Here is a 15,963-nt window from a genome sequence, read left to right as displayed (position 1 = left end):
TTGCGGGTCATCGCGTAGTCCGGCATTCTCGGCGTGCGTCACCGGGCCTTCACGCCGTCCTCGACTTCGGCTTTCGTGAGCAGTTATGCAGGCAGGAGTCGCTGATCCCGAAATCTTTCGCGATCTGCGCGATCGGTAACTCATCGAGTCGGACGACCGCGACGACGTCGTCGCGGAACTCCTTGGGATGTGGAGCAGGCATGGTCGACATCCCTCCAGCCGAGACAGATGGCCCAAGAAGTCAGGTGACAACCTGGACCTCCAGCAGTCCACTCTCTCCAAGGAGCGACTCCGTGCAACGCTGCGCAACGAGTGCTACATACTGATCCACGGGTGCACTGGTCCGGACGACGTGAACCACAGGGATGGATTCCCAGGGTTATTGTCGACTGTACTGTCTACCCCCCGCCCCCGTAGCTCAGCTGGATAGAGCAGCGGCCTTCTAATCCGCCGGTCGCAGGTTCGAATCCTGCCGGGGGCGCACCGACCACCCGCAAGCGGCGCACCGCCCGCGCCGTTCTTGCCCGGGCATGCCAGAGTGTCCGCCATGATGCATCAGATCAATGCCTCCGTGCAGGCCGCCATCGACGCCACCTCGATCTTCCGCGATCAGGGCCACAGTGACACCGCCGAGCTCGTCAAGCGCCTCACCGACGAGCTCGAGCAGCGTGACATCCAGACCAAGGACCAGCCCTGGCTCGAGAAGACGGTCGCGCACATCCTCGAGGACCCCAACTTCATGACCGACGACTCCCCCTCGGACGTCGGCAACCCCTGAGCACTCCCGCAGGTGACCCACCGGCCGCGGCATGAGCCCGTGGCCGGGTGGGTACCCGTGCTCGCATGAAGCTGCGCTCTGAGTCCCGCGATCACGACAACCGGGCCAACGACCCCCAGGACCGCGAGCACCTCGACCCCGATCACCCGGACAAGGTGGACTCCCCCACCGACCTGACCAAGCGGTCGTGGGTCTACGTCCTGCGCAAGACGATGCGCGAGTTCTCCAAGGACCAGTGCACCGATCTCGCCGCCGCGCTGACGTACTACGCCGTCCTGGCGCTCTTCCCCGCGGCGATCGCGCTGCTCTCGCTGGTGGGGCTGGTCGGGCAGGGCCCGCGCATCATCAAGGAGATGATGAGCATCCTGCGCGACCTCGGCGCCGGCTCGATGGCCAAGACCATCGAGCCCACGCTGATGGAGCTCTCCAACACCCCCGGCGTCGGGTTCGCCCTGATCCTGGGTCTCGCCGGCGCGCTGTGGTCTGCCAGCGGGTACGTCGGGGCGTTCGGGCGGGCTCTGAACCGGATGTACGAGACCGACGAGGGGCGCCCGATCTGGAAGCTGCGGCCCGCGAACCTGGTGCTGACGCTGCTCCTGGTCGTGCTCGCGGCGGTCGCGCTGCTCGCGCTCGTGCTGACCGGCCCGGTCGCCGACTCCGTGGGCTCGGCCATCGGGGTGGGCGACGCTGCCGTGCTGGTCTGGCAGATCGCCAAGTGGCCCGTGCTGGCCGTGGTCGTCGTGGTGATCGTGGCGCTGCTCTACTGGGGCACGCCGAACGTCAAGCAGCCGAAGTTCCGCTGGATCAGTGTCGGCGCCGCCCTGGCCATCGTGACCTGGGCGCTGCTCTCGGCCGCGTTCGGCTTCTACGTCGCCAACTTCTCCTCCTACGACAAGACCTACGGCTCGCTGGCCGGCATCATCGCGTTCCTGCTGTGGCTGTGGCTGACCAACATCGCCCTGCTCTTCGGTGCCGAGCTCGACTCCGAGCTCGAGCGCGGCCGCGAGCTGCAGGCCGGGATGGAGGCCGAGGAGACCGTGCAGCTGCCGCCGCGCGACACCCGCAACATCGACAAGAAGCGCGAGAAGGACGAGCAGGACATCGCGAAGGGCCGGGCGATCCGGCTCGAGGCGGCCTCCGCGCAGAAGGACGAGAAGAACTCGTGACGATGACCTCGCTGTGGCGCGAGGGCCGTCCCCTCCCCGCGCCCGTCCAGTCCACCGTCGATGGCGAGTGGGACGTCGTCGTGGTCGGCGCGGGCATCACCGGGCTGACCACCGCCCTGCTGCTGGCCCGCGCCGGCCGCTCGGTCGCCGTGATCGAGGCGCGCCACGTCGGTGCCGGCACCACCGGCGCGAGCACCGCGAAGCTGAGCCTGCTGCAGGGCACGACGCTGTCGCGGATCAGGCGGCGCCACACCGAGCGGATGGTCGAGCAGTACGTCCAGGGCAACCACGAGGCTCAGGCCTGGGTCGAGCAGTACTGCGCCCAGCACGGGGTCGCCGTCCAGCACCGCGCGGCGTACACCTACGCCCACGGGGCCTCCGGGCGCCGCTCCGCGCGCCGCGAGTACGACGTCGCCTCCAGCGCCGGGCTGCCCGTCACCTGGGTCGACGACCTGGACCTGCCCTTTCACACCCAGGGCGCGGTGCGCCTCGACGACCAGCTGCAGCTCGACCCGATGGAGCTGCTCGACGCGCTGGCCGCGGACGCGGTGCGCCACGGCGCGACGCTGATCGAGGGCGCCCGGGTCCGGCGGGTGACCGGACGCTCCCCGCTGCGGGTGTCCACCACCGCGGGCGAGGCGCGCGCCGGCCACGTGGTGGTCGCGACCAACATGCCGATCCTCGATCGCGGCGGCTTCTTCGCCCGGGCCAGCCCGGAGCGCTCCTACCTGCTCGCCTTCCGCACGCCCACGCCCGCGGTCGATGCCATGTACCTCTCCGCGGACTCCCCCAGCCGCTCGCTGCGCGACGTACCGGACAGCGGGTCGGACGGCACCGGGAGCCTGCTCCTGGTGGGAGGCAACGGCCACACCGTCGGACGCGCACGCTCCGAGCAGGCGTTGGTCGAGGACCTGCGCCGCTGGACCCACGTCCACTACCCCGGCGCCCACGAGACGCACGCGTGGTCGGCGCAGGACTACGTCAGCGCGAGCGCCCTCCCCTACGTCGGTCCGGTGCTGCCGGGTCGCGACGACCTCCTGGTCGCGGGGGGCTACGCCAAGTGGGGCATGACCAACGGCGTGGCGGCGGCGCTCGCGCTGAGCAGCCGGATCCTCGGTGGCCACACCGAGTGGGCGGAGACCTTCGAGACATGGACCCCCAGCGTCCTGCGGGGCACCGTGGACGCGGCCCGGATCAACGCCGAGGTCGGCTTCGAGATGGCCCGCGGCTGGCTGCGACCGGTAGCGGGGCTCGGCCCGTGGAGCCAGGCGGAGGACCCGGCCGAGGGCCAAGGCGCGGTCCGCTACGACCACGCGGGCGCTCCCACCGCGGTCTCCCGGGTGGACGGCGAGCTGCATCGCGTCTCCGCGGTCTGCCCGCACCTCGGCGGCATCCTGCGCTGGAACGACGCCGAGACCAGCTGGGACTGCCCGCTGCACGGCTCCCGTTTCGCCGCCGACGGCGATCTCCTCGAGGGGCCCGCGACCTGCGGCCTGCGGGCCCACTGACCCACCGGGCAGGAGAGCCACCGCCACCCGGCTGGCCCCGTGCGCCGGGGCTAATCTGGGAGTGGAGGTGATGGGCGATGAGCGACCTGCACCGGACGAAGGTGCGCCCCAACCCGAAGTGCCCGATCCGCCCGGGTGAGGACTGCCTGCTGTGCTTCCCCGGCGCCGCCGGCCCCGAGGACTGCGGACTGGTCTACCTGGTGATGGAGGACCCCGAGCTCCGCGAGCGGCTCGCCGAGCTCCGCGCCGAGCAGCGCTCAACGGCCTGACCCGAACGACGACGTGCCGGCCACCCCAGGCGGGGTGACCGGCACGTATCGCCGTTCGTAGGCATCACGCCACGGTGGCGGGGAACCTCTCCCACACGCGGTGCGAGCCCATCAGCTGCTGCACCTCGGCAAAGACGCTCGCGGCGTCCTCACCGGTGACCACGCCGGGCGAGCCCACCACACCGGTCGTGGTGAGCGCGTCGACGCCGGCACCCCAGGCGCCGATGACCTTCGCGTGGCGCCAGGACTCCTCGATCATCATCACGACACGCGGGTCCAGCGACGTCGTGCTCGCGGCAGCAGCCTCGGCCTCACGCGCCGGCAGCGCGTCGGGGGCCGGGACCGGGGAGCCGGCGAGCAGCAGCACGTCGAACTCGACCGAGCGACCGGTGGAGAAGCTGCGCTGCATCGGCATCTCGCCGACCATCCCGCCGTGCGGCCCGATCAGCAGCGGCACCATGCCCGCGGCGAAGACCGCCTGGCGCAGGGCGCGGACGCCGTCGAGGTCACCGTCGGGGTCGACCACGATGCCGACCATCCGGCCGTCGGGCGGCCAGACCTGGCCGACCTGGGAGAGCGCCGGGCTCGGGTCGGAGTCGACGAGCTCGACGGTGGGGTTGGGCACCGGCAGGCCGAGACCCGTGGCCACCTCCGAGCAGAGCACCGGGTCGATGTTGGCCAGGCACTGGAGCTGGCGCTCCTTGATGGCCTGCTCGTAGCACTTGCCCAGCTCGAAGGTGTAGGCCCGGATGATGTGCTCCTGCTCGACCGGGCTCATGCTGCGCCAGAACAGACGCACCTGGCTGTAGTGGTCGTCGAAGGTCGCCGGGTTCTCCCGCACCTTGGTCGCCTCGGGCACCCGCACCGGCACGTCGATGAACGCGCCCTCCTCGGTGCTCGCCGGCGAGGGGTTCCCCCCGTCCAGCGAGTTCGGCTTGTACGCCGCCACCCCGCCGTGCACGGCGTGCTGGTGGAAGCCCTCCCGGTTCAGGTCGTTGACCGGCGCGTGCGGGCGGTTGATCGGGATCTGGACGAAGTTCGGCCCGCCCAGGCGGGTGAGCTGAGTGTCGAGGTACGAGAACAGACGGGCCTGCAGCAGCGGGTCGTTGGTGACGTCGATCCCGGGCGGCAGGTGCCCCACGTGGAACGCGACCTGCTCGGTCTCGGCGAAGAAGTTCGTGGTGTTGCGGTTCAGGGTCAGCTTGCCGACGGCCTGCACCGGCGCGAGCTCCTCGGGCACGAACTTCGTCGGGTCCAGCAGGTCGATGCCCTCGAACATCTCCTCGGGGGTGTCCGGGAAGACCTGGATGCCCAGCTCCCACTCGGGGTAGGCGCCCGACTCGATCGCGTCGAAGAGGTCGCGGCGGTGGTAGTCCGGATCCAGACCACCGATCAGCTGCGCCTCCTCCCAGGTCAGCGAGTGCACGCCGAGCTTGGGCTTCCAGTGGAACTTGGCCAGCGCCGTCTCCCCCGCCTCGTTGACGAGGCGGAAGGTGTGCACGCCGAAGCCCTCCATCATCCGGTAGGAGCGCGGGATGCCCCGGTCGGACATGTTCCACATGGTGTGGTGCTGCGCCTCGGTGTGCAGCGAGACGAAGTCCCAGAACGTGTCGTGCGCGCTCTGGGCCTGCGGGATCTCGCGGTCCGGGTGCGGCTTGGCCGCGTGGATGACATCGGGGAACTTGATGCCGTCCTGGATGAAGAAGACCGGGATGTTGTTGGCGACCAGGTCGAAGGTGCCCTCGTCGGTGTAGAACTTCGTCGCGAAGCCACGGGTGTCGCGCACCGTGTCCGCGGAGCCGCGCGAGCCGAGCACGGTGGAGAACCGGACGAACACGTCGGTCTTCTTGCCCTTGGCCAGGAACCCGGCCTTGGTCACGTTCTCGGCCGTCCCGTAGCCCTCGAAGGAGCCGTGCACGCCGGTTCCGCGGGCGTGCACCACGCGCTCCGGGATGCGCTCGTGGTCGAAGTGCATGATCTTCTCGCGCAGGTGGTGGTCCTGCAGCAGCGTCGGGCCGCGCGGACCCGCCTTCAGCGAGTGGTCGGTGTCGCGCAGGCGCGCGCCGTTCGCGGTGGTCAGGTAGGCGCCCTGCTGGGCGACCGCGGTGGGCGGTGCCCCGGTCTCGGCACCCGTGGGGGTGCGCGTCTCGGGTGTGCCCTGGTCGTCCTTGGGCGGCAGCGGAGGTGTGGGCTCCGTCGGCTCCTCGAGGGTCGCCGGGGCGGCTCCCGGCGTACCGGGAACTCTGGGGGTGACCATGTCGGCCGCCTTCTCGGCGGTCGCCTCGAGTGCTTCCTTGACGGCCTTGGCCGGCTTGCTCGGATCCATTCCTGTCTCCTTCTCGTGCCTCTGGCTGCGTTCGGTCAACGCGATTCGCAGTACCCGATGGGGCCTCGAACACACCCCGCGAAGCAGACAAGAAATGGAACGACTCCAGACAAGGCGGCGCCATCAGGAGAGGCACGCCGGGGACGACGTGCGCCTGGCCCTGGGGCCGGGCATGACCCCCCTCAGACGCTCGCCGCGTACGCCGCGATCTCGGCGCGCAGGCCTGCCTTGCCCGCCTCGTCGAGGAACGACGCGTCGACGGCCGCGACCGCGAGGGCCGCGACGCCCGCCCGGTCGAGCTCGAGCAGGCCCGCGGCCAGCTGGTACTCACGGTTCAGCGTGGTCGCGAACATGGGCGGGTCGTCGCTGTTCACGGTGACCACGACGCCGGCCTCGTGCAGCGCGCGCAGCGGGTGCTCCGCGAGGCTCGGCACCGCCCGGGTGGCGAGGTTGGAGGTCGGGCAGACCTCCAGCGGGATCCGGTGCTCGGCCAGGTGCGCGACCAGGGCCGGGTCGCGCACCGCGGAGGTGCCGTGCCCGATCCGCTCGGCGCCGAGCAGGCGCAGCGCGTCCCAGATCGTCTCCGGGCCGGTGGTCTCGCCGGCGTGCGGCACGCTGTGCAGCCCGGCCGCGCGGGCGGCGTCGAAGTGCGGCTGGAACTGCGCGCGCGGGACGCCGATCTCGGGACCGCCCAGCCCGAACCCGACGAGCGCCTCGGTGCGGTGCCTCAGCGCGTACTCCAAGGTCGCCTCCGCCGCGGGCAGGCCGAGCTCCCCGGGGATGTCGTAGATCCAGCGCAGGCTGATCCCGAAGTCGCGCTCGGCGTGCACGCGGGCGTCCTCGATGGCCTCGGTGTAGGCCTCGATCGGCACCCCCGCCAGCACCGAGGTGTACGGCGTGCAGGTGAGCTCGGCGTAGCGGACCTGCTGGCCCTGCGCCATCTCCCGGGCCACCTCGTAGGTCAGCAGCCGGATGTCCTCGGGGGTCCGGATCAGGTCGACGACCGCGACGTAGACCTCGATGAAGTGCGCGAAGTCGCGGAAGGTCATGAACTCGCGCAGCACCTCGGGGTCGGCGGGCACCGTGCCGGGATGCCGGGCAGCGAGCTCGGAGACGATCCGGGGCGAGGCCGAGCCCACCTGGTGCACGTGGAGCTCGGCCTTCGGCAACCCGGCGATGAACTCCGAGTGGTCGCCCGGCGCGCTCAGGAGATGGCCTCGTTGAGCTTGTCCGCCATCTCCTGCAGCGTCTCGCCCTCGAGCACCTCGCCGTCCACCAGCGTGGTCGGGGTGCCGTTGACGCCGTTCTTCGACATCTCGTCGGTGGCGTTGGCACCCCACTGCTCGAAGACCTTGTCCTCGATCGGCTTGCGGATCGCGTCCTCGTCGGCGCCGGCCTCGACCGCCATCTCGATCAGCTCGTCGTCGCTCTGGCCGGGGCCGCCCTCGGCGGGCTGCTGGTCCATCAGCATGTCGTGGAAGTCCCAGAAGACGTCCTTGCCGGAGGTGTCCAGGACGACCAGCGCGGCGTTGAGCGCACGCGAGGAGTACTCGTTGGTGGAGGCCTGGTCCAGGAAGGACACCAGCCGGAACTCCAGCTTGATCTTGCCCGCCTCGACCGCCTCGCGCAGGTCGTCGCTGACGACCTCCTCGAACATCGCGCAGTTGGGGCAGAGCAGGTCCTCGTAGATGGTGACGGTCTTGGGCGCGGACTCCTCGCCCAGCACGATGCCGTAGTCGTCGGTGGTGCCGGCGGGCGCCGCGGAGGGCTCGCTGCCGGTGCTGTCGCGTGAGGCGTTCCACCACACCCCACCTCCCACGATCACCACGAGCACGGCGATCACGGCACCGACGATGGCCAACCGGGAGTTGCGCTCACGCGCCCTCTGCTCCTGCAACGCCGCCGCCGCACGCTCCGCGCGGGACTGCTGGCTAGCCTTCTTCGACATTCGTCATTCCTCTCGTGACCGGGCGGGAGAGCCCGAACAGCCAATTGTCGAGCGCAAGCCTGGTGCGGGGGCGCCAGGCGAGCGCGAGGGAGACCAGCATCAGCACGACGTCGCGGGCGATCTCCCCGGGGTACTTGTCCTCGGCCCCCGCCTGCACGCCACCGCCGCCGAAGCACCCGCAGTCGATGGACATCCCGCGCGCCCAGGCCGCGGAGATGCCCACGATGAACGCCGCGTTGAGCAGCGCCGAGATCAGCGCGTTGAAGCGCACCAGCAGTCCGAGGACCAGGCACACGCCGACGACGACCTCGAGCACCGGCAGCAGGTAGCCCACCGCCGGGACGATCGCCTCGGGGAGCAGGTCGTAGGCCCGCACCGCGCGGACGCTGGCCGCGGGATCGGGGATCTTCAGCGCCCCGGCGACGATCCAGATGCCACCGACGACGACGCGCCCCAGGAGTCCCAGCCAGTGCCACACGCCTCGACCCTAGACGGCTCGGCTGAGGGCTTGCTGAGCAACACCCTGCAAGCAGGCCATAAGTCCCGTGGGTAGTGTGGTTGATCGTGAACGAACGACTTGTCTGGATCGACTGCGAGATGACCGGCCTCGACCTGCGCGCCGACGCCCTCATCGAGGTCGCCGCCCTGGTTACCGACTTCGACCTGAACGTGCTGGGCGAGGGTGTCGACCTGATCATCAAGCCCCCCGCCGAGGCGATCGACCAGATGGGTGACTTCGTGCGCGACATGCACGAGAAGTCCGGTCTGCTCACCGAACTGGAGCGCGGCCTCACCCTGGGCGAGGCGGAGGAGCAGGTGCTCGGCTACATCCGCGAGCACTGCCCCGACGGCAGCCGCCCGCCGCTGGCCGGGAACACGGTGGCCACCGACCGGGCCTTCCTGGCGCGCGACATGGTGACGCTCGAGTCGTTCCTGCACTACCGGATCGTGGACGTCTCCTCGATCAAGGAGCTCTCCCGCCGGTGGTTCCCCCGGGCCTACTTCCAGGCCCCGGCCAAGCGCGGCAACCACCGCGCCCTGGCCGACATCCAGGAGAGCATCGAGGAGCTTCGCTACTACCGCGAGGCCGTCTTCGTGCCGCCGCCGGGCCCCGACAGCGAGACCGCCCGCGCGATCGCCGCCCGCCACGGCGGGGCGCTGACCGGGCTCGCCGATCCCGCTCCGACCCCCGGTGGTCAACCCGGCGTCTGACACCCGTTACACTTCTTCTGCGTTCCGGCCCTGCGCCGGAACCATGGTGGGCGTAGCTCAGTTGGTAGAGCGCCGCGTTGTGGTCGCGGATGTCGCGGGTTCAAGTCCCGTCGTTCACCCCAAGCAAAAGACCCCCTCTCCCCTGCACGCAGGAGGGAGGGGGTCTTTTCTCGTTCTCAGGCCGCGATCAGCGGGTCCAGGATCCGCTCCACCCGGGCGAGCGCGACGATGCGCCGTACGGCGGGGCTCACCGGCCCCACCCGCAGCCGGGTGGGCGCCCCGCGGAACTGGCGGTGCGCCGCGATCAGCACGCTCAGCCCCGCGCAGTCGGCGAACGTGACGCCGGCCAGGTCGAGCTGGAGCCGGCGACACGAGGCCCGGTCGACGTCCTGCAGCGCCAGGGTGAGCCGGGCGGCGGCCGGGAGGTCGAGCGCACCAGTGACGCGGATCGTGGTGGTCGGGCCGGAGAGCGTGGTGATGCTGGCGTTCATGACTCTTCTCTTCTGCGCGTGCCCGAGACGGGAACAGGGACGACGCACCGACAACCCTGCGCCGCCGCGCAGGTTACGCGGCGCGCGGTGGTGGTCTAGGCCCCGGCGGCGTGCGGCTGCAGGAAGAGCAGCTGGGCGGTCTTCTGGGGCAGCTCGACGACCGGCCCGCGGGAGAAGCCGAGCCGCGCGAAGCGGGCCAGCGCGGCGCCGTTGCGCACGTCGGGGTCGGCGACCAGGCGTCGTACGCCGGGCGCCGCCAGCGACCTCGCCAGCAGCGCGGCGACCACCGTGGCGGTGAACCCCGGGCGAGGGTTCCTGGCCTCGGCCAGGAAGAGGTGGATGCCGAGGTCGCCCTCGCGGACCGGGTAGGTCTCCCCCACCGCCTCGGCGCGCGGGTCGTAGTCCTGGAACAGCGCCACCGGCTCACCCTCGAGGCGGACCAGCCAGGCGTGGTGCGTGGGCTGGCGGTCGATCCAGGCGTACACCTCGCCCACCTCCTCGACGGTGTGGTCCGCCATCATCCAGAAGCGGGCCCGCTCCTGGGTCACCCAGGCGTGCAGCAGCGCGGCGTCGGCCGGCGGGTCCACCGGCGCGACGTCCAGGCGGCCCAGGTCGGGCAGCCGGGTGCTCCAGGTCATGCGTGCTCCTCGCTCAGTAGGGCCCAGTCGGTGACGACCGGCACCAGTCGGGCCTCCAGCCAGGCCCGTTGCTGGTCGTCGTGGTGCGGGCTGCGTGGGTCGCCGGCGGCGCCGAGCGGCACCACCCAGAGGCTGGCCGCCGGGTCGGTGAGGTCCCAGACGTAGCGCGCGGCCGATCCGCGCCAGCACTCGTCGGTGAGGCCGGGCAGCGACGAGGTGCACCGGACGGTGTCGTTGTCCCCGGACAGCGGCGCGGAGGCCAGCGCGGGCGGGTGCAGATCGGCGTCGGCGACCTCGAAGGCATGCACCGGGGTCAGCACGTGCCTGGCTCCCCAGGGGTCGAGGTGCTCCGCCGCGTCGTCGAGGGCCTGCGTCGCGGCCCGCGCCACGTCGAGCCCGAACGGCCGGTCCGCGGCGAGCAGCGCCTCCAGGGCCAGGCCCACCCGGGCCCGCACATCCAGCCAGGGCCGGAACGCCTCGTCGTAGGGGGCGGGGGTGGCGGCGAGCTCGGCGAGCGGGCCCTGGGCCACGAGCCGCTGCGTCAGGGCCGAGCGCCAGGCGGCGAACGCCGCCGCCCCGGGCGAGTCGGCGTCCATCCGGCCGTCCCACGCCAGGATCAGGGCCCGGACGCCCTGTCCGGGGCCGTCCGGGCGCAGCCCGCGCACGTGGTCCTGGAAGGCCGGCGCCGCCAGCAGCAGGGTGTCGCCGTGCATGGCGGCGAGGTCCTCGGCGCACAGCCCGGTGCGCCCCTCGAGCAGCTGGGCGAGCCGGTGGGCCCGGTGCGGTGGCGCGAACTCCACCCCGAGGCGCGCGCTGTGCGGGCCGCGGCGCTCGTTGGCGGTGACCACGTGCCCGACCGGTGCCACGTCCTCGCGGTGGTCCTCGCCCAGCCAGCCGGTCCACTCGCCCCCGGGCGCGTCGGCGGGCACCACCGTGTGCCGGTTCGCCTCCGCCCGGACCGGCACCCGGCCGGCGATCCGGTAGCGCACCGTGCCCGCGGTGTCGGCGACCAGCACGTTGTTCACCGGCTCCACCCAGTGCTCGAGGGCGGCGTCGACGTCGTCGGCGGTGCGCGCTCGCAGCAGCGGCAGCAGCGCGTCGAAGCCGCACTGGCCGAGCACGTCGGGCGGGGTGCGCAGGCTGATCGCCCGGCCCTCGCCCACCTCGCCGGAGATCACCGGGCCACGCGCGGTGAGCACCACCTCCACCGTGGCCGGCTCCGCGCCGCGCACCAGGATCGTCTCGGTGTGGCTGCGGGCGGGCTCCCAGCCCTGCGGCCCCCGGGCCTCGACCCGGCCCTCGCCGTCGCGGCGCAGCCGCTCGGCGTACAGGTCCTGGGTCTCCGCCATCGCGTTGGTGATCGCCCAGGCCACCGAGCCGGCGTGGCCGAAGTGCTGGATGCCCGGCACCCCGGGGAAGGCGAACCCCACGACGTCGAACTCCGGGCACGCCAGCCGGACCTGTGCGTACACCCCGGGGGCCTCGATCACCCGGTGCGGGTCGCCGGCCAGCAGGGGGCTCCCGCTGGCGGTGCGCTGCCCGCCCACCGCCCACGCGTTGCTGCCGCTGCTGCTCGGCCCCTCGTGCGAGAGCAGGTCGGCCTCCTCACCCAGCACGCTGCGGGCATGGGTGCGCCACAGCTTGGCGGTGAGGTTGGCGAACAGCAGGTGCTGGGAGAGGAACACCGCCACCGGGGTCCACGGCTCCCAGGCGAGGGGCTGCGCGCCGAGCGCCGCGAACTCGGGGGTCTCGGCGTGCAGGGCGTCATTGACGCCCCGCACGTACGACGCGACGAAGGCGCGCGTCTCCTCCCCCAGCGCGGCATGGGCACGCTCGGCGACGACGGCGATCCCGGCGCGCCGTGCCAACCGGTCCCAGGCGAGTGCCGGGGCGCCGAGGAGCTCGGCGCTGGTCCCGGTGGCGCGTCGGCGCTGGTGCTCGAGCTGCCAGGAGCGGTCCCGCGCCATCGCCACGCCCTGCCCGTGCGCGGTGTCGTTCGCGTCGCGGCCCAGCACGTGCGCGATGCCCCGGGCATCACGGAAGATCCGGGCCACGCCGCCCCCCCCCTGTCGATGAAGTTAGGACACCCTAACCCCCCGGTCGGTCACCGGCGGCTAGGTTGGCTCAATGCCGACATCTCGCAGCCACTATGACGTCGTGATCGTCGGAGGAGGGCACAACGGGCTCGTCTCGGCGGCCTACCTGGCCCGGGCCGGGCTCTCGGTCCTGCTCCTGGAGAGGCTGGCGCGCACCGGCGGCGCCGCCGTCTCCACGCCGGCCTTCCCCGGCCTCGCGGCCCGGATGTCGCGCTACTCCTACCTGGTCAGCCTGATGCCCGACGAGCTGATGGCCGACCTCGACCTCGATGTCCGGCTCACCTCGCGCTCCACCGCGTCGTACACCCCGACGCTGCGCGAGGGACGACCCGGCGGCCTGCTGGTCGAGCGCCCCGAGGGCGAGGCCACCCGTGCCTCCTTCCGCGCCCTGACCGGCTCCGACGACGAGTACGACGCGTGGCGCGCGCTCTACGCCGACGTCGCGGCCCTGGCCCGGGTGGTGGCCCCCACCCTGCTGCAGCCGCTGCCCCACGAGCGCGCGGTGCGCGAGCAGATCGACCCCGGGGTGTGGCGCGACTTCGTCACCGAGCCGCTGGGAGCCACGATCGAGGCGCGGCTGCGCGACGACACCGTGCGCGGCGTGGTCGCCACCGACGCCCTGATCGGCACCTTCGCCTCGCTGCACGACCCCTCGCTGATCCAGAACCGGTGCTTCCTCTACCACCTGATCGGCAACGGCACCGGCGAGTGGCGGGTGCCCGTGGGCGGGATGGGCGCCCTCACCGACGCCCTGCGCGCCCGCGCCGCCGAGGCCGGGGCGGAGATCCTCACCGGGGCGGGCGTCAGCTCCATCCGCGCCGACGCGGCGGGCGCCGAGGTGACCTGGGACGGCGACGAGGGGCGCCGCTCGGTCACCGGGCGGCGGGTGCTGGCAGGCGTCGCCCCGTGGGTGCTGCAGATCCTGATGGGCGAGCCGGAGGACCCCGCCACCAAGCCGGAGGGCTCCCAGCTGAAGGTCAACATGCTGCTGGACCGGCTGCCGCGGCTGAAGTCGGGCGTCGACCCGGCGGTGGCCTTCGCCGGCACCCTGCACCTCGGCGAGGGCTACGCCGACCTCGAGGCGGCGTACCGCACGGCAGCCGAGGGGCGGCTGCCCGAGCGGCTGCCCGGGGAGGTCTACTGCCACTCGATCAGCGACCCCTCGATCCTCGGCGACCCGCAGGACGCGGGCCGGCAGACCCTCACCTACTTCGGGCTGCACACGCCGGCCTCGGTGTTCGCGCGCGACCCCGAGGGCGTCAAGGCCGACGCGCTTCGGCGCGCCCGGGTCTCCCTCGACGAGCACCTCGCCGAGCCCATCGACGGTTGCCTCACCCGCGACGCGCACGGGGAGCCGTGCATCGAGGTCAAGATCCCCCAGGACATCGAGCGCGAGCTGGCCATGCCCGGCGGGCACATCTTCCACGGCGACCTCGACTGGCCGTGGGCGCCGACCCGCTCCCGGCTGGAGACCCCGGCCCAGCAGTGGGGCGTGCAGACGCCCGTCGACTCGGTGCTGCTGTGCGGCTCCGGGGCGCGACGCGGCGGCGCGGTCAGCGGGATCGCGGGCCACAACGCCGCGCAGGCGGTGCTCGCGCAGGCCTGAATGCGGCCGTGCGGCGCCCCCAGGGGCCGGTTCACCCCCCCCTCGATTTCCCCTCTCGGAGAAGGCGCTGTTAGAGTTCATCTCGCTTCACGGCGTGCGCCATTAGCTCAATTGGCAGAGCAGCTGACTCTTAATCAGCGGGTTCGCGGTTCGAGTCCGCGATGGCGTACCACCCAGCAGGCCCTCGTCCGACACAGTCGGCCGGGGGCCTGCTGCGTTGGGTCGCGAGGCCGGGGCCTAGTCTCACGCCCGAGATGGGTAGACACGGGTTGGCCAGACATCGGGCGGAGATGACGCCCTCATTGTCCAAGCCCCAGCGCTGGGCGGCCCTGGCCGTGCTGTCGGCGAGCCTGCTCGTGGTGTCGATGGACATGACCGTGCTCATCGTCGCCCTGCCCGACCTGGCGGCCGATCTGGCGCCCAGTGCGGACGAGGAGCTGTGGGTGGTCGACGCCTACTCGCTGGTCCTGGCCGGGCTGCTGGTCTCGATGAGCGCGCTGGCCGACAGGTGGGGCCGCAAGCGGATGCTGCTGGCCGGGTTCGTCGTCTTCGGCGCCACCTCCGCGCTGGTCGGGCTGGCCGACAGCCCGGGGGCCGTGATCGCGGTGCGTGCCCTGCTCGGGGTGGGGGGCGCGATGATCATGCCCACCACGCTGTCGCTGATCCGCAGCGTCTTCACCAACCCCGGGGAGCGGGCGAGCGCCCTCGGCGTCTGGGCGGCCACCTCAGCCCTCGGGATCGCGGTCGGGCCGATCGTCGGGGGCCTGCTGCTGGAGCACTTCAGCTGGCAGGCGGCCTTCCTCGTCAACGTGCCGCTGATGGTGGCCGCGATCGTGGCCGGAGCCGTCATCCTGCCGGAGGCCCGCGACCCCGACCCGGGACGCTGGGACTACGTCGCGGCCGTGCTCTCCGTGGCCGGCATGAGCACCCTGGTCTGGGCCGTGAAGCGCTTCGGCAAGGAGGAGAGCCTGACCGACCCGGCGGGGTGGGCGGCGGCCGGTCTCGCCGTCCTCCTGCTCGGCTGGTTCGTGCTGCGCTGCCTGCGCCGCCCCGACCCGCTGCTCGAGGTCCGGCTCTTCGCGAGGGCCCCCTTCGCCGCCGGCACCCTCGCCGCGCTGACGTCGATGTTCGCGATGGTCGCGGCGCTGCTGTTGATCACCCAGTGGCTCCAGCTGGTCGAGGGGCACTCGCCGCTCGCCGCCGGCGTGCACCTGCTGCCGCTGGCCGCAGGCGCCGCTGTCGCCTCGGCGGCGGCGCCGTCGCTGGCCGCCCTGATCGGGGCCCGGAGCACGCTGGCCGGCGGCCTGGGCGTGGCCGGTGTCGGCCTCCTCTCGCTGTCGCTGGTCCCCGGAGAGCTGACCTACCCGGCGGTGGCCCTCGCGCTGACGCTGGTCGGCGCGGGCGGAGGATCCCTGGCGATCGCCTCGGCCATCATCATGGCGAGCACCCCCACCGAGAAGGCGGGCAACGCCGCCGCCATCGAGGAGACCTCCTACGACCTGGGCACGGTGCTCGGCGTCGCCGTGCTGGGCAGCATCGCGTCGGTGACCTACGGCGCCCGCCTCGACCTGGGCGCGCTCGTCTCGCAGGGCCTGGACCCGGCCCTGGCGGCTGCCGCCGAGGACTCGCTGGGCGCCGCCGGCGCGATCGCCTCGAGCGCCGGGCTCCCCCAGCTGGCCCACCTCGCCAGCGCGGCGTTCGCCGAGGCCCTGACCCAGACCGGGCTCATCGGCGGGGTCACGCTGCTGGTCGTCGGGCTGCTCGTCTTCGCCCTGGTCCCCCGCGGGTTCGACCTGAGCGAGCAGCGCGACTGAGCCGGGCCCGACCGAACGCTCCGGCCGCGGCAGCTGTCGGCGCAAGCACCTCGCCGCCCACTGACGCGCCAGGGCCAGGTTTGGCCGCTCCCGATCGGGTTACCGGACCTC

General features: G+C 72.4%; 14 protein-coding genes and 3 tRNA genes. 10 read left to right on the top strand and 7 right to left on the bottom strand.

Going from position 1 to position 15,963, the window contains the following annotated elements; genetic code table 11:
* Positions 1–407 precede the first annotated feature (407 nt).
* The 5 genes from AC6EI4_RS12365 to AC6EI4_RS12345 all read left to right on the top strand — a co-directional run bounded on the left by AC6EI4_RS12365 (position 408) and on the right by AC6EI4_RS12345 (position 3,721).
* Positions 408–481 (top strand) — tRNA-Arg (locus tag AC6EI4_RS12365).
* A gap of 66 nt (positions 482–547) precedes the next feature.
* Positions 548–778 carry a hypothetical protein gene (locus AC6EI4_RS12360; protein WP_498424264.1) on the top strand — a complete coding sequence of 77 codons (231 nt, stop codon included), beginning with the start codon at positions 548–550 and terminating at the stop codon, positions 776–778.
* Between the two features lie 65 nt (positions 779–843).
* The gene (locus tag AC6EI4_RS12355) at positions 844–1,944 is read left to right on the top strand and encodes a YihY/virulence factor BrkB family protein (protein ID WP_498424266.1); all 1,101 of its coding nucleotides are present in this window, start codon (positions 844–846) and stop codon (positions 1,942–1,944) included.
* A 2-nt stretch (positions 1,945–1,946) separates the two neighbouring features.
* Positions 1,947–3,452 carry an FAD-dependent oxidoreductase gene (locus AC6EI4_RS12350; protein WP_498424369.1) on the top strand — a complete coding sequence of 502 codons (1,506 nt, stop codon included), beginning with the start codon at positions 1,947–1,949 and terminating at the stop codon, positions 3,450–3,452.
* A gap of 77 nt (positions 3,453–3,529) precedes the next feature.
* A complete protein-coding gene (locus AC6EI4_RS12345; protein WP_498424267.1) occupies positions 3,530–3,721 on the top strand; it encodes a DUF6767 domain-containing protein in 192 nt (63 codons plus the stop codon).
* A 64-nt stretch (positions 3,722–3,785) separates the two neighbouring features.
* Here AC6EI4_RS12345 and AC6EI4_RS12340 read toward each other — a convergent pair whose 3' ends face one another.
* From AC6EI4_RS12340 to AC6EI4_RS12325, 4 genes are all read right to left on the bottom strand, one after another.
* Positions 3,786–6,047 carry a catalase gene (locus AC6EI4_RS12340; protein WP_498451644.1) on the bottom strand — a complete coding sequence of 754 codons (2,262 nt, stop codon included), beginning with the start codon at positions 6,045–6,047 and terminating at the stop codon, positions 3,786–3,788.
* Between the two features lie 182 nt (positions 6,048–6,229).
* A complete protein-coding gene (locus AC6EI4_RS12335) occupies positions 6,230–7,255 on the bottom strand; it encodes an adenosine deaminase (RefSeq protein WP_498451758.1) in 1,026 nt (341 codons plus the stop codon).
* The gene (locus AC6EI4_RS12330; RefSeq protein ID WP_498424270.1) at positions 7,252–7,995 is read right to left on the bottom strand and encodes a DsbA family protein; all 744 of its coding nucleotides are present in this window, start codon (positions 7,993–7,995) and stop codon (positions 7,252–7,254) included. The genes AC6EI4_RS12335 and AC6EI4_RS12330 overlap by 4 nt, the downstream gene beginning before the upstream one ends.
* Entirely contained in the window at positions 7,979–8,473 is a 495-nt protein-coding gene (locus AC6EI4_RS12325; RefSeq protein WP_498424272.1) for a MauE/DoxX family redox-associated membrane protein, read from the bottom strand. Before AC6EI4_RS12325 ends, AC6EI4_RS12330 begins: the two co-directional genes overlap by 17 nt.
* Positions 8,474–8,559: 86 nt before the next feature.
* Here AC6EI4_RS12325 and orn point away from each other — a divergent pair, with 86 nt between their 5' ends.
* Positions 8,560–9,207, top strand: a complete 648-nt coding sequence (gene orn / locus AC6EI4_RS12320; protein ID WP_498424273.1) for an oligoribonuclease — start codon at positions 8,560–8,562, stop codon at positions 9,205–9,207.
* A 46-nt stretch (positions 9,208–9,253) separates the two neighbouring features.
* A tRNA-His gene (locus AC6EI4_RS12315) sits at positions 9,254–9,329 on the top strand.
* 54 nt (positions 9,330–9,383) lie between these two features.
* Here the strand turns inward: AC6EI4_RS12315 and AC6EI4_RS12310 are convergent.
* The 3 genes from AC6EI4_RS12310 to AC6EI4_RS12300 form a co-directional block, all read right to left on the bottom strand.
* Positions 9,384–9,698: an STAS domain-containing protein gene (locus tag AC6EI4_RS12310; RefSeq protein ID WP_498451643.1), complete on the bottom strand. Its 315-nt coding sequence runs from the start codon at positions 9,696–9,698 to the stop codon at positions 9,384–9,386.
* Positions 9,699–9,793: 95 nt separating this feature from the next.
* Positions 9,794–10,336: a GNAT family N-acetyltransferase gene (locus AC6EI4_RS12305; protein ID WP_498451642.1), complete on the bottom strand. Its 543-nt coding sequence runs from the start codon at positions 10,334–10,336 to the stop codon at positions 9,794–9,796.
* Entirely contained in the window at positions 10,333–12,390 is a 2,058-nt protein-coding gene (locus tag AC6EI4_RS12300) for a penicillin acylase family protein (RefSeq protein ID WP_498451641.1), read from the bottom strand. Before AC6EI4_RS12300 ends, AC6EI4_RS12305 begins: the two co-directional genes overlap by 4 nt.
* Positions 12,391–12,463: 73 nt before the next feature.
* On the opposite strand from AC6EI4_RS12300, the gene AC6EI4_RS12295 reads away from it, so the two are divergent.
* The 3 genes from AC6EI4_RS12295 to AC6EI4_RS12285 all read left to right on the top strand — a co-directional run bounded on the left by AC6EI4_RS12295 (position 12,464) and on the right by AC6EI4_RS12285 (position 15,852).
* Positions 12,464–14,038 (top strand): phytoene desaturase family protein, encoded by a 1,575-nt coding sequence (locus AC6EI4_RS12295; protein ID WP_498451640.1) that lies wholly within the window; start codon positions 12,464–12,466, stop codon positions 14,036–14,038.
* A 96-nt stretch (positions 14,039–14,134) separates the two neighbouring features.
* Positions 14,135–14,210, top strand: a tRNA-Lys gene (locus tag AC6EI4_RS12290).
* A gap of 118 nt (positions 14,211–14,328) precedes the next feature.
* Entirely contained in the window at positions 14,329–15,852 is a 1,524-nt protein-coding gene (locus AC6EI4_RS12285; protein ID WP_498451639.1) for an MFS transporter, read from the top strand.
* The last annotated feature ends 111 nt before the right edge of the window (positions 15,853–15,963 follow it).

Source organism: Nocardioides sp. Z43_10, assembly GCF_059766615.1.
This window is presented reverse-complemented; position numbering and strand designations above follow the sequence as displayed.

Excerpts from the sequence above, each read along its gene's own strand:
- AC6EI4_RS12360 (WP_498424264.1), top strand. The coding sequence starts at position 548 with ATGATGCATCAGATCAATGCCTCCGTGCAGGCCGCCATCGACGCCACC.
- AC6EI4_RS12340 (WP_498451644.1), bottom strand. The coding sequence starts at position 6,047 with ATGGATCCGAGCAAGCCGGCCAAGGCCGTCAAGGAAGCACTCGAGGCG.
- AC6EI4_RS12330 (WP_498424270.1), bottom strand. The coding sequence starts at position 7,995 with ATGTCGAAGAAGGCTAGCCAGCAGTCCCGCGCGGAGCGTGCGGCGGCG.
- AC6EI4_RS12345 (WP_498424267.1), top strand. The coding sequence starts at position 3,530 with ATGAGCGACCTGCACCGGACGAAGGTGCGCCCCAACCCGAAGTGCCCG.
- AC6EI4_RS12305 (WP_498451642.1), bottom strand. The coding sequence starts at position 10,336 with ATGACCTGGAGCACCCGGCTGCCCGACCTGGGCCGCCTGGACGTCGCG.
- AC6EI4_RS12285 (WP_498451639.1), top strand. The coding sequence starts at position 14,329 with ATGACGCCCTCATTGTCCAAGCCCCAGCGCTGGGCGGCCCTGGCCGTG.
- AC6EI4_RS12295 (WP_498451640.1), top strand. The coding sequence starts at position 12,464 with ATGCCGACATCTCGCAGCCACTATGACGTCGTGATCGTCGGAGGAGGG.
- AC6EI4_RS12310 (WP_498451643.1), bottom strand. The coding sequence starts at position 9,698 with ATGAACGCCAGCATCACCACGCTCTCCGGCCCGACCACCACGATCCGC.
- AC6EI4_RS12350 (WP_498424369.1), top strand. The coding sequence starts at position 1,947 with ATGACCTCGCTGTGGCGCGAGGGCCGTCCCCTCCCCGCGCCCGTCCAG.
- AC6EI4_RS12355 (WP_498424266.1), top strand. The coding sequence starts at position 844 with ATGAAGCTGCGCTCTGAGTCCCGCGATCACGACAACCGGGCCAACGAC.